The 22,483-nt window shown below is 61.7% G+C and carries 20 protein-coding genes; 6 read left to right on the top strand and 14 right to left on the bottom strand.

Features of this window, described 5'->3' with window-relative positions:
- The first annotated feature begins 227 nt into the window (after positions 1–227).
- The 3 genes from CWR53_RS18205 (at position 228) to CWR53_RS18195 (ending at position 2,877) form a co-directional block, all read left to right on the top strand.
- Positions 228–767: a hypothetical protein gene (locus CWR53_RS18205; RefSeq protein ID WP_100852187.1), complete on the top strand. Its 540-nt coding sequence runs from the start codon at positions 228–230 to the stop codon at positions 765–767.
- Between the two features lie 182 nt (positions 768–949).
- Entirely contained in the window at positions 950–2,098 is a 1,149-nt protein-coding gene (locus CWR53_RS18200) for a pyridoxal phosphate-dependent aminotransferase (protein ID WP_100852186.1), read from the top strand.
- Positions 2,086–2,877: an amidohydrolase gene (locus tag CWR53_RS18195; protein ID WP_058604374.1), complete on the top strand. Its 792-nt coding sequence runs from the start codon at positions 2,086–2,088 to the stop codon at positions 2,875–2,877. The genes CWR53_RS18200 and CWR53_RS18195 overlap by 13 nt, the downstream gene beginning before the upstream one ends.
- A gap of 58 nt (positions 2,878–2,935) precedes the next feature.
- Here CWR53_RS18195 and CWR53_RS18190 read toward each other — a convergent pair whose 3' ends face one another.
- The 6 genes from CWR53_RS18190 to CWR53_RS18165 all read right to left on the bottom strand — a co-directional run bounded on the left by CWR53_RS18190 (position 2,936) and on the right by CWR53_RS18165 (position 10,755).
- Entirely contained in the window at positions 2,936–5,491 is a 2,556-nt protein-coding gene (locus tag CWR53_RS18190) for a sulfite reductase flavoprotein subunit alpha (protein WP_100852185.1), read from the bottom strand.
- Positions 5,492–5,680: 189 nt separating this feature from the next.
- Entirely contained in the window at positions 5,681–6,844 is a 1,164-nt protein-coding gene (locus tag CWR53_RS18185; protein ID WP_023533340.1) for a type III PLP-dependent enzyme, read from the bottom strand.
- Between the two features lie 468 nt (positions 6,845–7,312).
- Entirely contained in the window at positions 7,313–8,470 is a 1,158-nt protein-coding gene (locus tag CWR53_RS18180; protein ID WP_100852184.1) for a betaine/proline/choline family ABC transporter ATP-binding protein, read from the bottom strand.
- A complete protein-coding gene (locus CWR53_RS18175) occupies positions 8,467–9,120 on the bottom strand; it encodes an ABC transporter permease (protein WP_023533317.1) in 654 nt (217 codons plus the stop codon). Before CWR53_RS18175 ends, CWR53_RS18180 begins: the two co-directional genes overlap by 4 nt.
- A complete protein-coding gene (locus CWR53_RS18170; protein WP_058604377.1) occupies positions 9,117–10,028 on the bottom strand; it encodes a glycine betaine ABC transporter substrate-binding protein in 912 nt (303 codons plus the stop codon). The genes CWR53_RS18175 and CWR53_RS18170 overlap by 4 nt, the downstream gene beginning before the upstream one ends.
- 13 nt (positions 10,029–10,041) lie before the next feature.
- Positions 10,042–10,755 (bottom strand): ABC transporter permease, encoded by a 714-nt coding sequence (locus CWR53_RS18165; RefSeq protein WP_027913703.1) that lies wholly within the window; start codon positions 10,753–10,755, stop codon positions 10,042–10,044.
- 359 nt (positions 10,756–11,114) lie between these two features.
- On the opposite strand from CWR53_RS18165, the gene CWR53_RS18160 reads away from it, so the two are divergent.
- Together CWR53_RS18160 and CWR53_RS18155 are read left to right on the top strand one after the other, a co-directional pair.
- Positions 11,115–11,690: a hypothetical protein gene (locus CWR53_RS18160; RefSeq protein WP_058604379.1), complete on the top strand. Its 576-nt coding sequence runs from the start codon at positions 11,115–11,117 to the stop codon at positions 11,688–11,690.
- Between the two features lie 92 nt (positions 11,691–11,782).
- A complete protein-coding gene (locus tag CWR53_RS18155) occupies positions 11,783–13,366 on the top strand; it encodes a peptide chain release factor 3 (RefSeq protein WP_058604380.1) in 1,584 nt (527 codons plus the stop codon).
- Positions 13,367–13,463: 97 nt separating this feature from the next.
- Here the strand turns inward: CWR53_RS18155 and CWR53_RS18150 are convergent, their stop codons facing one another.
- From CWR53_RS18150 to CWR53_RS18135, 4 genes are all read right to left on the bottom strand, one after another.
- Positions 13,464–14,543, bottom strand: a complete 1,080-nt coding sequence (locus CWR53_RS18150; protein ID WP_058604381.1) for a polyamine ABC transporter substrate-binding protein — start codon at positions 14,541–14,543, stop codon at positions 13,464–13,466.
- Positions 14,544–14,594: 51 nt separating this feature from the next.
- Complete coding sequence (locus tag CWR53_RS18145; RefSeq protein WP_058604382.1) at positions 14,595–14,936, bottom strand: cupin domain-containing protein; 342 nt, start codon at positions 14,934–14,936, stop codon at positions 14,595–14,597.
- 28 nt (positions 14,937–14,964) lie between these two features.
- Positions 14,965–16,371, bottom strand: coding sequence for an FAD-binding oxidoreductase (locus tag CWR53_RS18140; RefSeq protein ID WP_100852183.1), 1,407 nt, complete (start codon positions 16,369–16,371; stop codon positions 14,965–14,967).
- A gap of 63 nt (positions 16,372–16,434) precedes the next feature.
- Entirely contained in the window at positions 16,435–17,235 is an 801-nt protein-coding gene (locus CWR53_RS18135; protein WP_058604384.1) for an AraC family transcriptional regulator, read from the bottom strand.
- 211 nt (positions 17,236–17,446) lie between these two features.
- Here CWR53_RS18135 and CWR53_RS18130 point away from each other — a divergent pair, with 211 nt between their 5' ends.
- A complete protein-coding gene (locus CWR53_RS18130; RefSeq protein ID WP_027913710.1) occupies positions 17,447–18,346 on the top strand; it encodes a hypothetical protein in 900 nt (299 codons plus the stop codon).
- 221 nt (positions 18,347–18,567) lie between these two features.
- Here CWR53_RS18130 and CWR53_RS18125 read toward each other — a convergent pair whose 3' ends face one another.
- From CWR53_RS18125 to CWR53_RS18110, 4 genes are read right to left on the bottom strand one after another with little or no spacing between them, the layout of a single operon-like run.
- On the bottom strand, positions 18,568–19,536 hold the full coding sequence (locus CWR53_RS18125) for a peptide ABC transporter ATP-binding protein (RefSeq protein ID WP_058604386.1): 969 nt from the start codon (positions 19,534–19,536) through the stop codon (positions 18,568–18,570).
- On the bottom strand, positions 19,536–20,504 hold the full coding sequence (locus CWR53_RS18120) for an ABC transporter ATP-binding protein (protein ID WP_058604387.1): 969 nt from the start codon (positions 20,502–20,504) through the stop codon (positions 19,536–19,538). The genes CWR53_RS18125 and CWR53_RS18120 overlap by 1 nt, the downstream gene beginning before the upstream one ends.
- An 11-nt stretch (positions 20,505–20,515) precedes the next feature.
- The gene (locus CWR53_RS18115) at positions 20,516–21,442 is read right to left on the bottom strand and encodes an ABC transporter permease subunit (protein WP_100852182.1); all 927 of its coding nucleotides are present in this window, start codon (positions 21,440–21,442) and stop codon (positions 20,516–20,518) included.
- A gap of 9 nt (positions 21,443–21,451) precedes the next feature.
- Entirely contained in the window at positions 21,452–22,462 is a 1,011-nt protein-coding gene (locus CWR53_RS18110; protein ID WP_058604498.1) for an ABC transporter permease subunit, read from the bottom strand.
- Positions 22,463–22,483 lie beyond the last annotated feature (21 nt).

The raw sequence follows: 22,483 nt of genomic DNA, 5'->3' as shown, positions 1-22,483 counted from the left end.
CCAGCCTTGCCGCGCCTCTCAAGCGCCGCGCCCTTGCACCTGTTTCCTCCCGTGTGTGGCTTTGCTGTCAGGCCGGGAGGAAATGATGATCCCTGCCAGTCTCCATTAACCGCCAGTAGTTTTTTTCTGCCATTCAGATGGGAGCACAACCCGTGTTTCCCGCTGATGGCGTATCGGCGGCTCACCTACCTGTGAGCACGGTGCTGGATCAATCAAGGGAGAGTCTCATGAGCGAAATCTACTTACAAAAAGCCAAAGGTAAGCTGTACTTACTTGAAGATGGCGATCGCTACGCGATCATCGTCAATCAAGACGAGCTGCAAGTGGGGGGCATACTGGATGAGCCTGAATGCTTCGACATAGGGATGCTCGCTCATCCCTCGCTCGATGGAGATATAGCTTTCGAATTTCGTACGTCCTCTGGCAAGCAAGTCACGGGACGTGGTGGGCGCGTACTGCATGGCTCGCATGACGATTTGGGCACACCAGGACCGGCCATGCAGATCAAGCATTTGGCAGGAGACGTCGACGGTAATCCGAGGCTTAATGAGGTTCAATTACAGACCCTGGACAGCCGCTATGTGTCAGCTCATCACCGAGTGATAACTCGCTACGAAAAGCGTCGAGTACCCTTTACCTGGACCGGGCTCACGCCCAACGCGATGGAAAAGGTGCCCGTCTGGGAGAGCCAGCCAAGCGATAGGTTGCGCTATTATACTGCGCAGGTGGCGCCACCAGCGACTTTCATACTCGAGTTTGTTGCGTAAATAGAGTCTTGATCAGCGCGCGAGGAATAGGGGTTGTCGTACCGTAATCACGGCAACCCCCCTGGCAGGATTCCCAAGTCGTACTCACGCGCTCCTGAACGCCTAAACCTTTTTCCTGATAGTTTGATCCGCTATGCTCGGACCTCACCCCGTGCCGGATACACCCCAGGAAAGAGGGCTTCATGATCCGCAGTAAACTGCCGAACGTCGGCACGACCATCTTCACCACCATGTCCGAGCTCGCCGTGCAAACCGGCGCGCTAAACCTGTCGCAAGGTTTTCCCGACTTCAATGGCCCGCCGGCCCTGCTCGATGCCGTTGGTCGGTATGTGGCCGCCGGGCATAACCAGTATTCACCCATGACCGGCTTACCCGCGCTGCGCCAGCAGGTGGCAGCCAAGGTTGAGCGTCTGTATGGGGCCCAGGTGGATAGTGATCGGGAAGTGACAATTACCCACGGTGCCACCGAAGCGATTTTCTGCGCCATCCACGCGGTAGTGCAGGCCGGGGACGAGGTGATCGTTTTCGACCCTTGCTATGACAGCTACGAGCCGTCCGTCGTGCTTGCCGGTGGCCGCTGTGTGCATGTCCAACTCGGTGCAGACGACTTCAGTATCGACTGGCAGAGGTTTCTCGATGCGCTGAGTCCGCGTACGCGCATGGTGATCCTCAACTCGCCGCACAACCCCAGCGGTGCGCTGATCACCCGCCAAGACCTCGACCAGCTGGCCAGGCTGATTGCTGACCGAGATATCTATGTGCTCAGCGACGAGGTCTATGAGCACCTGGTCTACGATGGCGCATGCCACGCCAGCATACTGGCCCATGCGCAGCTGTATGCGCGGGCGTTCGTTGTCAGCTCGTTCGGCAAGACCTATCACGTCACCGGTTGGAAGACCGGTTACGTGATCGCCCCGCCGATGCTGAGTGCCGAGTTGCGCAAGGTGCATCAATATGTGAATTTCTGTGGGGTGACTCCGTTGCAATGCGCGCTTGCGCACTACATGGCCGAACACCCCGAGCATATCGATGAGCTGCCGGCCTTCTATCAGGCCAAGCGCGACCTGTTCTGCGGTCTGCTGGCAGACTCGCGTTTCACCTTTACCTGCACTACGGGGACTTATTTCCAACTGGTGGATTATTCGCAAATCCGCCCAGACCTGAGCGATGTCGACATGGCATTGTGGTTGACCCATCAGCATGGTGTAGCAACCATCCCGATCTCGACGTTCTACCAGCAGCCCTTCCCTGAGCAACGCCTGCTGCGCCTGTGCTTTGCCAAACGAGAGGAGACGCTGCGTCAGGCAGCGGAGAAACTATGCGCGATCTAAGTACGCTGCCAGACCTCAGGCTGGCTCTGGTGCAGACCACCCTGGCCTGGCACGACCGGGAAGCCAACTTCGCCCATTTCGACGTGCTGCTTGAGCAGGTGGGGGAGGTGGACCTGGTGATCTTGCCGGAAATGTTCACCACCGGGTTTTCCATGCAGTCCGAAAGCCTCGCCGAGCCGGAGAATGGCCCCACGTACAAGTGGCTCAAGGCTCAGGCGCAGAAGTGCAACGCCGTGGTCACGGGCAGCGTGATCATTCAGGCAGCCGATGGCAGCCACCGGAACCGCCTGCTCTGGGCACGGCCTGATGGCGAGATCCTGCACTACGACAAGCGTCACCTGTTCCGCATGGCCGGTGAGCACGAGCACTACACGCCGGGCGAGCGGCAGGTGCAGTTCGAGCTCAAGGGCTGGCGCATTCGCCCGCTCATCTGCTACGACCTGCGCTTCCCGGTCTGGAGCCGGGATGCCACCGACACCGACCTGCTGTTGTACACAGCCAACTGGCCGGCGGCGCGGCGCCTGCACTGGAACCGCCTGTTGCCGGCGCGAGGGATCGAAAACCTGTGCTATGTGGCCGCGGTGAACCGGGTGGGCATTGACGGCAAGAGCTTCGCGTACAGCGGTGACAGCCAGGTGCTGGATTTTCAGGGCGAGAGCTTGCTCAGTGCTGGAGAGGCCGATGGCGTGTTCACTGTGGTATTGAGTGCCTCGGAACTGGCTGCCTACAGAGCCAAGTTTCCGGCCAACCTGGATGCCGATACCTTCGAGCTGCACTGATCGCAGCGCCGGCATCCTGGAGGTTTACTGCCAGGACGCGGGCTTTGCCTGTTGCCGATCAGTACACATCCCGCCGGTATCGCCCCTCTTCGATCAGCCGTTGCACGGCAGCATCTCCAAGCAGGCCTGCGAGTGCCGCATCGACGCCAGCGGCCATGCCCTGCAGGCTGCCGCAGACGTATACGCAGGCACCTTCACTTATCCAGCGTTTGAACAGATCCGCCTGCTGCAACAACACATCCTGCACGTAGATTTTTTCGGCCTGGTCCCGAGAGAACGCCAGGTCTAGCCGTGCCAGGTCGCCAGTAGCGAGCAAGCCTTGCAGCTCCTCGCCACACAGAAAGTCATGGGTGCGGTTGCGTTCGCCGTACAGCAGCCAGTTACGCCGCTCGCCCGCGGCGACCCGGGCCCGTAGCAGACTGCGCAGGCCCGCCAAGCCAGTGCCGTTGCCGATCAGGATCATCGGTACATTGCCCTGGGGCGTATGGAAGCCACTGTTGCGCCTTAGCCTCAGGCTCAGTGTGCCGTCGAGCGGCAGGTATTTTGTCAGCCAACCAGAGCCTACGCCCAAGTCGCCACTTGGGTGTCGCTCCTGGCGCACGATCAGCTCCAGCACCCCGTCACTGGCAATCGAGGCGATGGAATAGTCGCGGCTGCCGAGCGGCACCAGTGCGTCCACTACCGCCTGGGCATGCAGCCCGACCAGATGCCCACCGACGGCAGGTAACTGACGGCCTGCGAGTGCCTGAGCAAGCCTGACTACCACCCCCTCGACCTGCACGTGCGTGTCGGCGTCCAGCCCCAGGTCTCTGACGAAGGCATCGACCCTCGGCCGACCGTTGAGCGGCATAATCTCCACCAGGTCGCCGGCTTCCCACACGGCAGGCTGCTGCGCCTGCAGGCCGAGCAGATACACCGGCTGGCCTTGGCTGCCAGGGTTGAGCAGTTCACGGCGGATCAGCGACCAGTTGCCGAAACGGGGGGCTTGCCAAGCGGATACCGGCGCGGTGCCGGTCAGAAGCGCCAGCGCCTGATGCCACTGCTGAAGGGCTGCCTGATCGGCGTTGTCGACCTCCACGGGGTCAAATGCACAGCGAGCACCACGCTCGGTCAACCACGTCTGAAGCCGACGGGCGAACCCGCAGAACTGTGGGTATTGACGATCACCCAGCGCCAGCAGGGCATAGCTGAGTGTCTGCAAGGGCAAAGGCTGACCCAGCACGTTGCGCTCAAAGCCTCGCGCGTTGTCAGGGGCTTCTGCATCCCCGAAGGTGCTGACGACAAACAGCGCACGGCGTGCCGCACGCAGATCTTCTTCACACAACGTACCCAACGCCCTGACCTGCACCGGCAAGCCCGCCGCCTGTAGTTGCCCGGCGCTTTGCCAGGCCAGCTGCTCGGCCATACCACTCTGGCTGGCGTAGCCGATCAGCCAGCTCTCGCTGTTGACTTCATCGGGGGTCACGCGGCGGCGGGCAGCCCTAACCTGACGTTTCTTGCGCCGTCGATCCAGGTAGAGCAGCCAGCCTGTGACGAAGAAGACCGGCATGGCCAGGCTGGCCAAGGTCAGGACGATGCGCCCAACCAGGCCGAAGTATTCCCCGACATGCAGTGCGTACACGCTCTGGAGCAATTGGGCCTTGAATGACTTGTCACTGTAGCGTTCGTGAAGGCTGACCTTGCCACTGGCAGGGTCCAGGACCAAGGTGTCGAAGGCCCTGGGATGGTCGGCGTTATCCAGCAGATAGAACAGATTGGCAGGTTGACCGCCGACTGGGGGCAGGCGCAGGTTGTAGCTGGCAAGGCGTGGACCTGCGGCGTTGCGCAGGCTGGCCCAGATGGCGTCGTAGTCGACGTTCAGCGCCGGTGCCTTTGGGTCGATAGACGCAGCTCCGGAGCGCCGGTCTTTTTTCAGTTGCGGCTGCGGCTGCCCGGCGACCGGCGGATCGGCCATTAGCCGGTTCAGACCCTCCCGGTACCATTCGTAGGACCAGAACAGACCCGTCAGGGCGAACAACAGGTAGAAGAGCAGGCACCAGGTGCCTGCTAAGGCGTGCAGGTCCCAGTTGAACGCACGGCCTTTTTTGGCCCAATCCAGCGTCAGCCAAGTTCGCCAGTTTGTGGCATGGCGCGGCCACCGCAGGTACAGGCCCGACAGGCAAAAGAACACCAGCAGCAGCGTCGAGGCACCGGTGATCTGCCTGCCCGTGCCGCCCATGGCCAGAAAGCGGTGAAGCGTAAGCATGAGGGTGAAGAAGCCTTGCCCCGACACCTCGCCCAGCAGCTGGCCCGTATACGGGTCTGCGTAGCGCAACGGACCGCGCCGCTCGCCCGGTGCAGGGGTGAAAAAGATCCTCGCGGCTTCGCCTTCACGAACGTCGACCCACAGCATGGCGACCTTGTCGTGTTGCTGGGCCTCAACGCGCCGCACCAGTTCAGCGGGCGGCAGCACACCCTCAGGACGGACCTTCACGCTTAGTACATCGGCATTGAACGCGCTCAGCAGTTCGTCCTGAAACGAATAGAGCGCCCCAGTGATACCCATGACTGTAAGTACCAGCCCGGCCGTGATGCCGAATAACCAATGCAGCTGGAACAGCGTCTTCTTCAACACCTTCTATCACCCTGTGTCGCCGCCGCACCCTGCGTCGCGCTGGCGGATGTTAATGGAAGCTCCAGCACGCGGCAATTGAGATTCGTTCACATTCACAAGGTGAGTAGCTGCTGGCGTAGCGTTGATGATCGAGGTGCGGTCGGCTTTGTGCGCAGACATGAAAACGGGGCCTTTGGGCCCCGTCATGGATTACAGATAGAAGGCTTTGAGCGGTGGGAACCCATTGAACTCCACCGCGCTGTAGCTGGTGGTGTAGGCACCGGTCGACAGCCAGTACAGGCGATCGCCGATTGCCAGGTTCAGCGGCAGGCCATACTTGTAGTGCTCGTACATGATGTCGGCGCTGTCACAGGTAGGGCCGGCGATGACCACTTCCTCGGTTTCGCCCTTTTTCTCGGTCCAGATCGGGAACTTGATGGACTCGTCCATGGTTTCGATCAGGCCCGAGAATTTGCCGACGTCGGTGTAGATCCAGCGCTCGACTGCCGTGCGCGACTTGCGTGCGACCAGCACCACTTCGCTGACCAGAATGCCGGCGTTGGCAATCAGCGAACGGCCCGGCTCCAGGATGATTTCCGGCAAGTCGTCGCCGAAGTCTTCTTTGAGGAAGCGAATGATCTCCTCGGCATAGGTTTCCAGGCTATTGGTGCGGGTGATGTAGTTGGCCGGGAAGCCGCCGCCCATGTTGATCAGCTTCAGTTCGATGCCGTCTTCTTCCTTGAGCCGCTCGAAGATCACCTTCACCTTGGCGATGGCGGCGTCCCACACGCTGATGTCGCGCTGTTGCGAGCCCACATGGAAGGAGATGCCATAGGGCACCAGGCCCAGGTCACGGGCGAGGATCAACAGGTCCATGGCCATGTCGGTCTGGCAACCGAACTTGCGCGACAGCGGCCAGTCGGCAGTGGTGGAGCCTTCGGTCAGGATACGCACATACACCTTCGAACCCGGCGCGGCCTTGGCGATGTTGCGCAGGTCGGCCTCGGAGTCGGTGGCGTAGAGGCGCACACCCTTCTCGTAGAAGTAACGGATGTCCTTGGATTTCTTGATGGTGTTGCCGTAGCTGATGCGATCGGCACTGACGCCCTGGTTCATCACCTTGTCCAGCTCGTAGATGGAGGCGATGTCGAAGTTCGAGCCCTTGTCCTTGAGCAAGTCGATGATCTCGACGGCTGGGTTGGCCTTGACGGCGTAGTACACCTTGGCAAATTCGAACCCGGCGCGCAGGTCGTCATAAGCCTTGCTGATCATCTGGGTATCGATGAGTACGAACGGCGTTTCCTGCTTGTCGGCAAACGCCTTCATCTTTTGGAAGGTGTCGCGTGCGAAATAGTCTTCGACCTGGATCGACATGCTCAGGGACTCCATGGGCAAACTGAAAATTTAAGTGGCTGCAAACTGAACGCCCTCCGTATCCCCACTTTGGTTCGCCTACTCAGTACTTGAGCCGGATGGATCGTTTCCAGCATGGACGTTCGGCGCGCACTTTAGGGCGTGAACTCGGCAGAATCAACAGGCAATCCCTGGCGAATCGGCGATGTTCGAGTGGCCACGCCTGGGATAAACGACCCATGTGAACGGCTGATGTTCCCCAGTGCGCGTCAGACGTAAAGAATTGTGGAATAGCCCTGGGCAGGGGGCGTAAACCCAAGCCCCTCTGCATGGGCACGACGCGCTTTACTAGATTATCCAGCGGTGCGGCGGGTAGGCTCGGGTGTTCATATTTATGGCCACCCGACCCTGGTACTGGCGTTCAGAAAACGGTCCATGAATTTTTTATTCCGTCCGCCCTCGTCACGCTTTTTTTACGATGAAAGGCTTTTAGGACGTCACCATCTCGGCGGGCGAGACAATGGTGGATTTCGCCCCGCGTGAGCGGCCCGAGCTCAGGTAGGCCGCAATCGACTCCTGGGTGACCTCGCCCAGGAACACCTGCTCGGCGTCCAGTACCGGCAGCCAGGCGCGGTTGAACTCGTACATGCGCGACAATAGGATACGCAGGTTTTCATCGTGTGCCGCCGTGGCGTTGAACGGCCGCAGGAAGTCGGCGCACGTGCCTTGTTGACGGTGCATGTCGCGTCGACGCACATAGCCGAGCGCCTTGTTCGCGGCGTCGGTCACCACCACGTAGCGGCGATCATGTTCGTCCAGCAGTTCCAGCGCATCAGCCACTGGGGTCTGCGGGCTCACCGCCGGTGCATTGTCAGCCGCATCTTCGGCACGGACCAGCAGTAGCCGCTTGAGGGTGCTGTCCTGGCCGACGAAGTTGCTCACGAAGTCATCGGCCGGGTGCGCCAGCAAGGTGTCTGGGTGATCCAGCTGCAACAGCTTGCCCGCCCGGAAGATGGCAATCTTGTCGCCCAGCTTTATAGCCTCGTCGATGTCATGGCTGACCATGATCACGGTCTTGTTCAAGGCCCGCTGCATCTCGAAGAATTCGTTCTGGATCATCTCCCGGTTGATGGGGTCCACGGCGCCGAACGGCTCGTCCATCAACAGCACCGGGGCGTCGGCTGCCAGGGCGCGGATCACCCCGATCCGCTGCTGCTGGCCACCGGAGAGTTCGCGGGGGTAGCGCTGCAGGTACTGCTTGGGCTCGAGCTTGATCATGTGCATCAGCTCGCGGGCGCGCTCGGCGCAGCGCTGCTTGTCCCACCCGAGCAGGCGCGGCACGACGGTAATGTTCTCCTCGATGGTCATGTTCGGAAACAGGCCGATCTGCTGGATCACATAGCCGATGTGACGACGCAGGCTGACTTCGTCCAGGCTGCTTGTGTCTTCGCCATTGATGAACACCTGCCCCGAGGTGGGGGTAATCAGGCGGTTGATCATCTTCAGGGTGGTGCTCTTGCCGCACCCTGACGGGCCCAGGAACACGCAGATTTCGCCTTCGTTGACCGTGAGGCTGACCGCGTCCACGGCCTTGACGTCCTTGCCGTTGACGTTGAAGGTCTTGCTGAGGTTATTCAGTTCGATCATGAGCGCATTCCTTCTGGAGTCAGGGCACGTTGCAGGGTTTGCAGGAGCAGGTCGGCGATGATCGCCAGCAGGCTGACCAGTACTGCGCCGACCAGCAGCATCGACATGTCGCTGCGGCTGATGGAGGTGAGGATGAGTACGCCTAGGCCACCGGCCCCAATGGTGGCGGCGATGGTCATAACGCCGATGTTCATCACCACGGCAGTACGCACGCCGGCGAGGATCACCGGCACTGCGATGGGCAACTCGACCATGCGCAGGCGTTGGCCGAAGGTCATGCCGATGCCCCGGGCAGCCTCGCGAATACCGGGCTCGACGTTGGTCAGCGCCAGGTAGGTGTTACGCAAGATTGGTAGCAAGGAATAGAGGAACACCGCCGTGATGGCAGGCAGCGGGCCCAGGCCCTGGCCGAAGGTGGAGTAGAACGGCAACAGCAGCCCGAACAGGGCGATCGACGGGATGGTCAGCAGTACCGTGGCGCTGGCCTGCACGGGCCCGGCCAGGAAGGGGAAGCGGGTCATGACGATGCCCAGCGGCACGCCGATCAGGATGGCCAGGCCTACGGCCACGCCCACCAACATGATGTGCTGCCAGGTCAGCTGTAACACCAGGGCCCAGTCCAGGTGCGCGAAGGTATCGAACAATGTCATGGCGTCACCTCCTTCAGGGGATGTTCTCGCAGGAAGGCGGCCGCGACCGAGGAGGGGCTTTGGTGCTGCACATCGACCTTGGCGTTGAGTTGGCGCATGGTCTCGTCGTCCAATTGTTCGGCAAGGGGGGCGAGCAGGCTGGCCAACTGCGGGTGAGCGTCGAGCACGGCCTTGCGCACCACTGGGCCTGCCGTGTAATCCGGGAAGTAGTGCTTGTCGTCTTCAAGCAGCTTGAGCTTGAACGCGTTGAGTCGGCCATCGGTGGTGTACACCAGGCCTGCGAACACCTGGGCATTGCGCAGCGCGGTGTAGACCAGGCCTGCGTCCATCTGACGGATGTTGGCGCGCCCCAGGTGCATGCCATATCGCGCCTGCAGGCCATCCAGGCCGTCGGGCCGGTTGGCGAACTCGGTGTCCAGCGCAACCACATGCTTGCGCGCCTGCTCGTCCACCAACACCTGGTTCAACTGGCTGATGGTGTTGACCTGTGGGTAGGCCTTGGCCACTTCGCTGGGCAATGCCAATGCATAGGTGTTGCTGAACTTGGAAGGCTTGAGCCAGACCAGTCCCTTTTCGGCGTCCAGAGCCTTGACCCTGGCATAGGTGGCCGCCGCGCTGGGCATGCGTTCTTCCACATGGTTGTAGGACACCAGCGAGACCCCGGTGTATTCCCACATCAGGTCAAGCTGCCCGGTTTCCTGCGCCTGACGGGCCAGGCTGCTGCCAAGGCCGCCAGTGACGCGCACCTCGAAGCCATTGGCGCGCAGGTATTGAGCAGTGATTTCGGCCAGCACGGTCTGTTCGGTGAACACCCGGGCGCCGATACGGATCAACGGTTTGTCTGCCGCCTGGGCAAAACCCGCCGACAGCAGGACCGCGCCCAGGAGCAAGGCGATTGCGTTCTTCATGGTTTTCCTCGGGTTATTGGGCCAGGCCACGTTCCAGCCAGCGCTTGCTGGCGAACGTCACCAGTGCGTCCAGCAGCAATGCCAGCAGTGCCGTGCAAGCGGCGCCCAGCAAGAGCTGAGGCTGGTTGTTCAGGGCGATGCCGGGGAAGATCAGGCTGCCCAGGCTATTGGCACCGATCAGGAAGGCGAGCGGGGCGGTGCCTACGTTCAGCGCCAGCGCCACACGCACGCCACCGACGATGATGGGCACGGCATTGGGCAGCTCGACCTGCCACAACTGCTGGCGCGGCGTCATGCCGATACCGGTAGCGGCTTCCTTGAGCGAGGCGGGAACGTTTTTAAGCCCTTCGTAGGTGTTGCGCACGATGGGCAGGAGGGAGGCGAGAAACAGGGCGAAAATGGCAGGCCCGGCGCCGATGCCTAGCACGCTCAGGGCGATGGCCAGTACGGCCAGGGGAGGGATGGTGTTGCCAATGTTGAAGAACTGCATGAACCGCTCGGCTTTGTCGACCCTGTGCGGTCGACTCAAGGCAATGCCGGCGGGGATGCCCACGGCCAATGCCGCCGCCATCGAAGCCAGCACCAGAACCAGGTGCGCTTGCAGGTAGAACGTCAGATCATCGCGGTAGCGCGCGATTGTGTCGAGGCCGATCCAATGGACCAGCAGGGCCAGGATGACGAGCACGGCGGCCCATCCCAACAGCCCTTTTCCGTAGCGTGTCGCCACAGGTGGACTCCTTCTTGTCGTCGGCGAGCACACTTCTTCTTGGCCAACCCTCGAAGGCGGCGGTGGTGTGTTCGCGAGTAGCAGCATGATGCCGTTGAAGCTGAGCGTTCATGCAGTGAGTCGAGCCCCGTCGGGCATCGAAGATGCTGATGAATCCAGCCCTAAGTTGCGGTGGAATTCAGGGCAATGGACGTCTCCTTGGGCACTAAGGTTCCCATTTGGGGAGGCATTTGGCCAGCCCTGTGCAGCTCGCAAGTCATTGTTTCCAGGTGCCCATTACCCTCGTAGGCCTCTTCAATACTGGGCTGTGGCGAACTGGAAAAAAGTCGTTTTTCTTAATCTTGCAGAGGTGCCGTGCCATGTTGAATTACAGTTATGACCGATCGTTCATCGCCCAGGTACGTTGTCTATCCCTGGACGCGCCGGGGTATCTCGACTGCGCCAAATTGGTCGAGCGCGACCAGCAGGCTGCCCGCGCCGCCGATGACTGGATGATCGTCACCTCCCTGGTGACAAGGGCGCCACACATGTTCATGTTCCGTTGCCTGTTCGACGCCGCGATTGGCCGTCCGTACTACGACATCCAGTCTTGGAGCCGAAAGACGGGGCGGGATTTTCAGTCTGCCAATTGCCACCTCGACTGCAGCCACAATGGCTATGCCGGCCTCTATGCTGCACCTCCCGCCGAGCAATCATTGTGGAAGTTCATGCAGATGGACGAGGAGGGCCAGTGGCGGAGCATGACATCCATCGTCGAGCCAGGGCAGACGATTCGTGGCCGGATACATACCCGCTCTAACCTGCCGCTTCAGGCCTATCACAAGGAAACGGTGGCAGGTCACTGGTATGCCTATGTGGTCACTGAGGGTGGGCAGCCCATGGATCTGGAACTGGACGTTCTGCATGTCGGCCAGGAGCTTATGGACGATCATTGAAGCAGCCCAGCGCCTGGCGGCAGGTTTTGGCCTGACGCCAGAGTTCAGGTATGATATCGCCCCTTTCAAATCCCCCAGTCAGGCGATTTCCCATGACCAACCAGGCCGCCGAAGTCGCGAAGCGCCGCACTTTCGCAATCATTTCCCACCCCGACGCCGGCAAGACCACCATCACCGAGAAGCTGTTGCTGATGGGCAAGGCCATCTCCGTCGCCGGTACCGTGAAGTCGCGCAAGTCCGACCGCCACGCCACCTCCGACTGGATGGAAATGGAAAAGCAGCGCGGCATCTCCATCACCACCTCGGTGATGCAGTTCCCGTACCGCGAGCACATGATCAACCTGCTCGACACCCCCGGCCACGAAGACTTCTCCGAAGACACCTATCGCACCTTGACGGCCGTGGACTCGGCGCTGATGGTGCTAGACGGCGGTAAAGGTGTAGAGCCGCGTACCATCGCCCTGATGGACGTGTGCCGCCTGCGCGATACGCCCATCGTCAGCTTCATCAACAAACTCGACCGTGACATCCGCGACCCGATCGAACTGCTCGACGAAATCGAGGCCGTTCTGAAGATCAAGGCCGCGCCGATTACCTGGCCTATCGGCTGCTACCGTGACTTCAAGGGTGTGTACCACCTGACCGGTGACTACATCATCGTCTACACGCCGGGCCATGGCCACGAGCGTACCGAAGCCAGGATCATTCGCAAGCTGGACTCGGACGAAGCCCGCGCTCACCTGGGCGACCAGTACGACGCGTTCGTCGAGCAGCTGGAGCTGGTGCAGGGCGCCTGCCACGCGTTCGACCAGGACGAATTCATCAACGGTCAACTGACCCCTGTGTTCTTCGGTACCGCACTGGGTAACTTCGGTGTCGACCACGTGCTCGATGCCGTCGTCGACTGGGCGCCGCGTCCGCTGGGCCGTGTCGCCCACGAGCGTACCGTCGAGCCCGTGGAAGAGAAATTCACCGGCTTCGTGTTCAAGATCCAGGCGAACATGGACCCGAAACACCGCGACCGTATCGCCTTCATGCGTATCTGCTCGGGCAAGTACGAAAAGGGCATGAAAATGCGCCACGTGCGGCTGAACAAGGACCTGCGCATCGGTGATGCGCTGACCTTCTTCTCTTCCGAGCGTGAGCAACTGGAAGAGGCCTTTGCCGGCGACATCATCGGCCTGCACAACCACGGCACCATCCAGATCGGTGACACCTTCACCGAAGGCGAGGCGCTGGGCTTCACCGGTATCCCGCACTTCGCCCCGGAACTGTTCCGCCGCGTGCGCCTGAAAGACCCGCTGAAATCCAAGCAGTTGCGTCAGGGCCTGCAGCAGCTGGCCGAAGAAGGTGCTACCCAGGTGTTCTTCCCCGAGCGCAGCAACGACATCATCCTCGGTGCGGTCGGTGTGCTGCAGTTCGACGTGGTGGCCAGCCGCCTGAAGGAAGAGTACAAGGTCGAGTGCGCCTATGAGCCCATCACCGTATGGTCGGCGCGCTGGATCGCCTGCGATGACAAGAAGAAGTTGGAGGAATTCCAGAACAAGGCCATGGAGAACCTGGCCATCGATGGTGGCGGGCACCTGACTTACCTGGCACCTACCCGGGTCAACCTGTCGCTGATGGAAGAGCGCTGGCCTGACGTCAAGTTCCGCGCCACGCGCGAGCACCACTGAGCGTAAAGGGCCCGGCCACTTCGGTGGCCAGGCCGTTGGGCGAAGAGGGCGGCTCGACGCCCGTCTCGCTCGTCTCAACCGTTCGCAAGGGCAGGTATCAGTTGCCCGCCTTCACACTGGTCCAGATACGTGTCCTGATACGGTCAATCTTGGCCGGCATCGCTTCAAGCGCGTACAACTTGCCCATCACCGCTTCGCTTGGATAGATCATGGTGTTGGCCTTGAGCGCCGAATCAACCAGCGCATCGGCTTGCAGGTTGGCGTTGGCGTACTGCACGTGGTTGCTGATGGCGGCCATCACCTGCGGCTCCAGCAGGTAGTTCATGTAGGCATACCCGGCCTTTTCGTCCGGCGCATCGGCGGGCATGGCCACCATGTCGAACCACATCGGCGCCCCCTCCTTGGGTATCGAGTAGCCGACCTTGACCCCGTTGTGGGCCTCCTCGGCGCGATTTTTTGCCTGGAGCACATCCCCCGAGAACCCGACCACGACGCAGACGTCGCCATTGGCCAGGTCCGCCGTGTACTTGGATGAGTGGAAATAGCTGATGTACGGCCGCACCTGCATCAGCAGCGCCTTGGCCTTGTCGTAGTCGGCCGGGTTCTGGCTGTGGTGGGGCAGACCCAGGTAGTGCAGGGCGATGGGCAGCAACTCGGGGCCATTGTCCAGTACCGCCACGCCACACCCTTTGAGCTTGCTCATGTACTGCGGCTTGAAGATCAGGTCCCAGGAATCGACCGGCGCGTCGTCGCCCAATACGGCTTTGACCTTGTCGATGTTGTAGCCGATGCCCGTGCTGCCCCAGAGGTACGGGAACCCGTACTGGTTGCCCGGATCATTGCCTTCCAGTGCCTTGAGTAGCACCGGGTTGAGGTTCTTCCAGTTGGGCAACTGCGACTTGTCCAGCCGCTTGAGGGCTTTGCCCTGGATTTGCCGGGCCATGAAATGGTTGGAGGGAAACACCACGTCGTAGCCGGAATTGCCGGTCATCAACTTGCCATCGAGGGTCTCGTTGCTGTCGTAGACGTCGTAGGTGGGCACGATGCCGGTGGCTTGCTGGAACTGCTTCAAAGTGTCGGGCGCTATATAACTGGACCAGTTGTAGATCTTGACGGTTTCTGCCGCGCTGGCCACGCTGGCGGCCAGCATCAAGGGGGCGATGATTAGCGTGCGCATGTCGGGTTACCTTGCTTTGTGTGTTGTTATCGAAGGCAGGCGATCAGCGGATCAGAAGATGAGTACGTAGGTCTTGCGCACGGTTTCCTGGATATCCCAGGTGCCGGTGCTGTTGGCCGGTAGCATCAATGCGTCTCCGGCTTCTATGACCAAGGGTTCGCCATCGTCAGGGGTGAAGGTGCAGCGGCCCTTGATGAAATGGCAGAACTCCTGTTGCGTGATTTGCCGTCGCCAGCGTCCTGGGGTGCATTCCCAGATGCCCGTTTCCACGCCATCGCTGCGTTGCACGCACGTGATCGATGTCACCGCCACGGGCTGGCCGAGGGGTACGGCAACAGGGCTGCTGGACTGTAAAACGGCGCTGTCTGCCCGTTTGAACTGAGTGATGCTCATGACAGGTCGATCCTGTTTGGGTGAAGAATCAGTGCATGAAGCCTTCCATGAAATCTGCCAGCTTGGTGGCCAGTTGCCGTCTCCATGGCGGAGTCGCGGGGTTGGCCAGGGTGCGATCCTCGTGGACGAAGCTCTGGATGATGGCGTTGTACCCCAGCCAGCGGCTGGGCTCCGCAGGCCAGCTGGCCAAGCTCGATAGCGGCCTGTTGTCGTGTACCCAGGGCTGTCCGGTAAGCGCGTTCTGCTGATTCAGGATAAGTGCGGCCAGGGTGCGACCGCCCAGGTTGGTCGCGCCTACGCCTTCGCCGCCATAACCACCGGCCAACGCGATACCCCGCTGGCGGTCGCACAGCATGTGCGGCCGGAAGCGCCGCGCCATGCCCAGGTTGCCGCCCCACGAATGGGTGATGCGCACATGGCGCAGTTGTGGAAACAGCTCGCTGAACAGGTAGCGACGCAGCTCGATCTCATGGGCCTGGAGGTTGAAGTCCTCGCGTAACCTGCCACCGAAGCGGTAGCCACCTCGGGCACCGAACACCAGGCGATCGTCGGCGGTGCGCTGACCATAGGTCACTTGCCGGCTGCCCTCGCTGAAGGCTTGCCCCTGGTCGAGGCCGATCTGCGCCCACGTGGCTTGCGGCAAGGGTTCGGTGGCCACCATCAGGCTCTGAACCGGCAATTGGTGTTTGCCCAACGGCGGCAAGCTGGCGGCATAGCCTTCCACCGCCGGGACGATCCAGTTGCACCGCAGACGTGCCAACGGGGTGGTCACTTCGCCAGGCTGCCAGTCCAGCGCGGGTGTGTTCTCGTAAATTGGCACCCCCATGGCCTCGACCACGCTGGCCAGGCCACGGACGAGCTTGGCCGGCTGTATCGTGGCCGTGTGCGGACTGTAGATGGCGCCATAGGTGTTGCTCACGCGCAACTGGCCCTGCAGTTGTGCTGGGCGCAGCCAGCGGTAATCGTCCTCGGTCATGCCCAGGTTGTACAAGTGGTCCAGGTAAGCACGCAGGCTTCGCTCCTGCTCGGGATACCGCGCCGCGCAGTACAACACGCCGCCCTTGCGGTAGTCGCAATCGAGCTGTTCGCGGTGCAAGACGCGCTGTACTTCGTCCGGAATGTCATGCAGCAGGTCGATGCTGGCGCGGCGCTGCAGCGGCGACAGGCTGGCCAGCAGGCGATCTTCACCCAGCAAATTGCCCATCAGCCATCCGCCGTTGCGCCCCGAGGCACCGAACCCGGCGATGTTGGCCTCGATCACCACGATGTTGAGGTGCGGCGCCTGGCGCTTGAGGTAGTAAGCGGTCCACAGGCCTGTATAGCCAGCGCCGATGATGCAGACGTCGGCCTCGACGTTTTCACGCAGGGCAGGGCGCGCGCACAGCGGCTCTTGCAGCTGGTCCATCCACAAGCTGAGGGTACGCAGGGGCTGCATGGGCCGGGCTCCACAAGCGGTCAGGTGATGGAGCGATGCTAGTGGGCAACGGCAGCGGTTGTCTTACGTGCGTGCACGCGAGGAAATCTGTTTGAGGTAGGCCTTGGGCGTCAGCCCGGTATGCTCGCGGAAGCATTTATAGAACGCAGACAGCGAGTTGAAACCGGCGTTGAACGCCAGGTCATCGATGGACGCCTGACCGTTGTCAGTTGCCAGGATCGTCATCAGGTGCTGCAGGCGCGCCTGGTTGACGTAGCGATAAAAGCTCTGACCCAGCACCTGGTTCAGCAAGTAGGAGATCTGATTGCGGCTGTAACCGCTGGCCTGAGCGACCTGTTGCAGGCTCAACTCAGGGTCCAGGTATGGGCGTTGTCGCTGGAAGTAGTGTTCAAGGTCTTGCGCCATGGTCGACAACTGACGCGGGGACAGCCCTAGCCGGCTGGTGGCGGGCCGAGAAGTACGACGGGTGCTGCCGGCACTTTGCTGACGCACGAGTGTGGCGTACTCATTGACCTGCCAGATCAGGCCGTCCTTTACCGTGATCGCCTCGCTGGACTGGAACGCCACCAGGCCGTCTCCGCCCTGCACGGTGACCTGGTACTGAATGTACGCCGTACAGCCATCGACGCGGATACGGTCGCTGTGCACGATGTCCTCGCCGGCGGCATGGGGCAGGCAGGCACTCACGTACGCACGCAGCTCGGCATGGCTCAGCACGCGATTCTGGAAGAAGTCGTGGTATTGAATGTCGGGGTGGTACAGCGCCATCACGCCATCGAGATCGCGATGCTTCCAGCACAGGTGGTAGCGCATCACGGTGTCGGCGGTGATCGGCGTCTGGGACGGGCCATCGGGCAGGGTCATGGCAGGATCATGCCTGTTCCCTGGCGTGGCGACAAGAATTGCAGAACACCTGATGCTGGAGGCCGATTCGCGCATTTTGCACGGTCGATAATTAACCTGTTTTTGTAACTCCTTGATTTAAAAGGGGGGGATTTTTTATGGCAACTGGCACAGCGGCTGCAACGTTTAATGCGCGAATGGACTTCTCGCTAACAACACAGGCGACCACATCATGATCTCATCTGCCGACTATCCCGTTGTCGATACACAAAGCCGCTCAGGTGTTTCCTGGGCAGCGATCTTCGCTGGCGCAGCCGGTGCTGCTGCCATCTCTCTCCTTCTGGTAGTGCTCGGTGCAGGGCTCGGCTTTGCCGCGACTTCGCCGTGGGCAGATGAAGGGGCCAGTGCCAAAGCCCTGGGTATTTCCACCATTGTCTGGTTGCTGCTGACTCAGATCATCGCTTCGGGCATGGGCGGCTACATTGCCGGCCGTCTGCGGGTGAAATGGGCCAATCTGCACGGTGACGAAGTGTATTTCCGCGACACTGCACACGGCTTCCTGTCGTGGGCCGTGGCTACCTTGGTGACGGCCATGCTGGTACTGGGTACCGCCGGCAACATCGTCGGTGCAGGTGCCAGTGCAGCGACTCAAGCGGCCGGCATGACCGCTGCTGCCGGTGGTGCTGCCGCCTCCAATGCCTCGGACGAGTCCCTGGACTACTTCGTCGACGGCCTGTTCCGTGGCGAGGGCCCAGCGCCTGTCAGCGATGATGCGGCCAATGGCGTTGCCGCTCGCATCCTGGCCAAAGGCTTTGCCGGTGACGGCGCCCTGGCACCTGAAGACCGTGCCTACCTGGCGCAGCTGGTTGCCCAGCGCACCCGCCTGTCCCAGCCGGAAGCTGAAGCGCGCGTCGACCAGGTCATGGCTCAAGTTCAACAACTGAAGACCGATGCCAAGCAGGCTGCAGACACCGCCGCCAAAGTGGCTGCCTGGACTGCCCTGTGGACCTTCGTGGCCCTGCTGTGCGGCGCCTTCTTCGCCAGCCTCGCCGCGCTGTACGGTGGTCGTCGTCGCGACCAGGTCCAGTGGCTTGAAGGCGACTACGTCGCTCACCGCACTATTCAACGCTAAGTAAGGAGAACGAACATGCGCTCGATTTTGCTATGGATGCTGGGTGTACCGATTCCAATCATCATTCTGATTGCACTGTTCATGCACTGACGAAAAGGGCCGCTTAGCGGCCCTTTTCGTTTATGTCTTACTTGTCGATCTGTCGTCTTGCACCGGTTCTGAAAGCCAGTGAATTGGCAGCGGTCTTGCCGGCCCGCCGGACCGGCCGATCCATACCTTCCTTAGAGAAACTGCTCCGCATAGTGACAAGCCACCTGCCGGGTCTCCACCTGCCTAAACGCCGGTACTTCATTGGCGCAGCGATCGGTCGCGTAGGGGCAGCGTTTGTGAAAAGCGCAGCCATCCGGCGGGTTGAGCGGGTTGGGCAGCTCGCCGGCAATGCGGATACGCGGTTTGGACGGATCTGGATGAATAGCGGGTGTGGCAGACAGCAGGGCCTGGGTATACGGATGCAGCGGCTTTTCATAGATATCGGCTTTAGGCCCCATCTCCGCCGGTCTGCCCAGGTACATGACCAGTACATCGTCGGCCACGTGCCGTACTACCGCCAGGTTGTGGGAGATGAACACGTAACCGGTACCGTACTGCTGTTGCATGTCCATGAACAAATTCAGCACCTGGGCCTGGATCGACACATCCAGCGCAGACGTCGGTTCGTCGGCCACCAACACCTTGGGCTGCAACATCATGGCCCGTGCCAGCGCGATACGCTGGCGTTGTCCACCCGAGAACATGTGCGGATAGCGCTGGTAATGCTCCGGGCGCAGCCCCACCTGCTCCATCATCTTCTGCACCCTGTCACGCCGCTGCGCCTTGCTCAGCGTGGTGTTGATCAGCAACGGCTCGGCCAGTTGGTCACCGATCTTCTGCCGCGGGTTGAGCGAGGCGTAAGGGCTTTGGAAGACCATTTGTACGTCCCGGCGCAGTTGCTTGCGCTCGACCTTGCTGGCACCGGTTACCTCGGTACCTGCGATCTGCAGCGAGCCTGAGGTGGGCTGCTCGATCAGGGTCAGGGCGCGGGCCAGGGTCGACTTGCCGCAACCGGACTCACCGACCACCGCCAACGTCTTGCCCGCCTCCAGCTCGAACGAAACGCCATTGAGCGCGCGTACCAGCGCATGGCCCTTGAACAACCCGCGGGAGACTTCGTAATGCCGGGTCAGGTCCCGGGCCGATAGAACGACGGCCATCACGCCACCTCCTGGTTCAGTGGGTAGAAACAGCGGGCCAGGCTCTGGGCTTTGGGGTCCAGGGCCGGGCGCTGGTCTCGACAGTTGTCCTGCACATACGGGCAACGTGGCGACAGCAGGCAACCCGTGGGGCGGTCATAGCGGCCCGGAACGATGCCGGGCAGGGTGGCCAATCGCTCGGCACCCAGGCTGTGCTCGGGAATCGCCGCCAGGAGGGCTTCGGTATAGGGGTGGGCAGGGATGTCGAACAGCTCAGGCACCTGGCCCACCTCCACAGCCTGGCCTGCATACATCACGCACACCCGGCGCGCGGTCTCGGCCACGACCGCCAGGTCATGGGTGATCAGGATCAGGGCCATGTTGCGCTCCTGCTGCAGGTTGACCAGCAGCTCCATGATCTGCGCCTGGATGGTCACGTCCAGCGCCGTGGTCGGCTCGTCGGCGATCAGCAGCTTGGGCTCGCCGGCAATGGCCATGGCGATGGCCACCCGTTGGCTCATGCCGCCGGACAGTTGATGCGGATAGGCGTCCAGGCGACTCTCGGCGGCCGGGATCTCGACCTTCTGCAGCAATTCCAGGGCCCGTTGCCGCGCCGCCTTGCCCTTGAGGCCCAAGTGTTGACGCAGCACTTCTTCGATCTGATAACCCACGGTGTAGCTGGGGTTCAGGGCCGTCATCGGGTCCTGGAAGACCATGGCGATATCCTTGCCCACCACCTTGCGCCGTTGCCGGCCGCTGAGGGTGAGCATGTCGGTACCGTCGAAGGTCATGGCATCGGCGGTGATCCGGCCCGGGGCCTCGACCAGGCCCATCAGGGCCATCATGGTCACCGATTTGCCCGAACCGGACTCGCCGACGATGGCCAGGATTTCGCCGGCTTGAACCTGCAAGTCCAGCCCGTCCACCACCGGCACGGCGTCCGCGTCGCCAAAACGCACGTTGAGGTTGTTGATCTGCAACAAAGACATGGGTGTGCTCCTCAGGCGGCGTTCTTGAGTTTGGGGTCGAGCGCATCGCGCAGGCCATCACCCATCAGGTTGATCGCCAGTACGCTGAGCAGAATGGTCAGGCCCGGCAGGCTCACCACCCACCAGGCGCGCTCGATGTAATCCCTGGCCGAGGCCAGCATGGTGCCCCACTCCGGCGTCGGGGGTTGCACGCCAAGGCCCAGGAAACCCAGGGCGGCGGCATCGAGAATGGCCGAGGAAAAGCTCAAGGTGGCCTGCACGATCAGCGGCGCCATGCAGTTGGGCAGCACGGTCACGAACATCAGGCGCCACAGCCCAGCACCTGCCAGCCGGGCGGCGGTGACGTAGTCGCGGTTAAGCTCGCCCATCACGGCGGCGCGGGTCAGGCGCACGTACGAGGGCAGCGAGACGATGGCAATGGCGATCACGGTGTTGATCAGGCCAGGGCCGAGGATGGCGACGATGGCGACGGCCAGTAGCAGCGAGGGCAGGGCCAGCATCACGTCCATCAGGCGCATGATCGAAGGGCCGACGAAGTGCGGGAAGAAGCCTGCCAGCAAGCCGAGCAGAATGCCGGGGATCAGCGATATCACCACCGATGACAAGCCGATCAGCAAGGACAGGCGCGCCCCCTGGATCAAGCGCGAGAGCAGGTCGCGGCCAAGCTCATCGGTGCCCAGGATGAACTGCCAGGTGCCGCCCTCCAGCCACACCGGAGGGGTGAGCAGAAAATCGCGGTACTGCTCGCTGGGGTCGTGGGGGGCGACCCAGGGCGCAAACAGCGCGCAGAACACCACCACGCACATGAACGCCAGGCCCATCACCGCGCCCTTGTTGCGCGCGAAGGCCTGCCAGAATTCCTTGTAGGGCGAGGGGTAGAGAAGGCTCTGGTCCACCGGGCTGGCCGGGGACAGGTTTTTTGCAGTCGGGTTGGTCATGACGGGGCCTCAGCGCTGATGACGGATGCGTGGGTTGGCCAGGCCGTAGAGAATGTCCACGACGAAGTTGACCAGAATCACCAGGCAGGCAATCAACAAAATGCCGTTCTGGACCACGGGGTAGTCACGGGCACCGATGGCTTCGATCAGCCATTTGCCGATGCCCGGCCAGGAGAAGATGGTTTCGGTCAACACTGCACCGGCCAGCAAGGTGCCGACCTGCAGGCCGAACACGGTCAAGACGGGAATCAGGGCGTTGCGCAAGCCGTGCATGAACACGACCCGGGCCGGGGAAAGCCCTTTGGCGCGTGCCGTGCGGATGTAGTCCTCGCGCAGCACTTCGAGCATGGAGGAGCGCGTCATGCGTGCGATCACGGCCAGCGGGATGGTACCAAGGACGATGGCCGGCAGAATCAGGTGCATCACCGCATCCTTGAACGAACCTTCTTCATCGCTGAGCAGGGTGTCGATGAGCATGAAGCCGGTCTTGGGTTCGATGTCATAGAGCAGGTCGATGCGCCCGGATACCGGAGTCCAGCCCAGGCTCACCGAGAAGAACATGATCAGGATCAGGCCCCACCAGAAGATCGGCATCGAGTAGCCGGCCAGCGAAATCCCCATCACCCCATGGTCGAACAGCGAGCCGCGCTTGAGCGCGGCGATCACCCCGGCCAGCAAGCCGACCACGCCGGCGAACAGCAAGGCGGCCATGGCCAGTTCCAGGGTGGCCGGGAACAAGGTGGTGAACTCGCTCCATACGCTCTCGCGCGTGCGCAGCGACTCGCCCAGGTCGCCCTGGGCCAGCTTGCCGATGTAGTCCAGGTACTGGGCTGGCAACGGTTTGTTCAGGCCCAGCCGTTCCATGGCCTGGGCGTGCATTTGCGGGTCGACCCTGCGTTCGCCCATCATCACTTCCACCGGGTCACCGGGGATCAGGCGTATCAGCGCGAAGGTCAGCAAGGTGATGCCGAAAAAGGTCGGGATCAACAGGCCGAGGCGCCGGGCAATAAAACTCAACATGGTCGCAGTTACCTCATCAGG

This window comes from Pseudomonas sp. SGAir0191 (assembly GCF_002812565.2).
GTDB lineage: Bacteria > Pseudomonadota > Gammaproteobacteria > Pseudomonadales > Pseudomonadaceae > Aquipseudomonas > Aquipseudomonas parafulva_B.
Note: the sequence above shows the minus strand (reverse complement) of the source record. Positions and strands in the feature narration are given on the sequence as shown.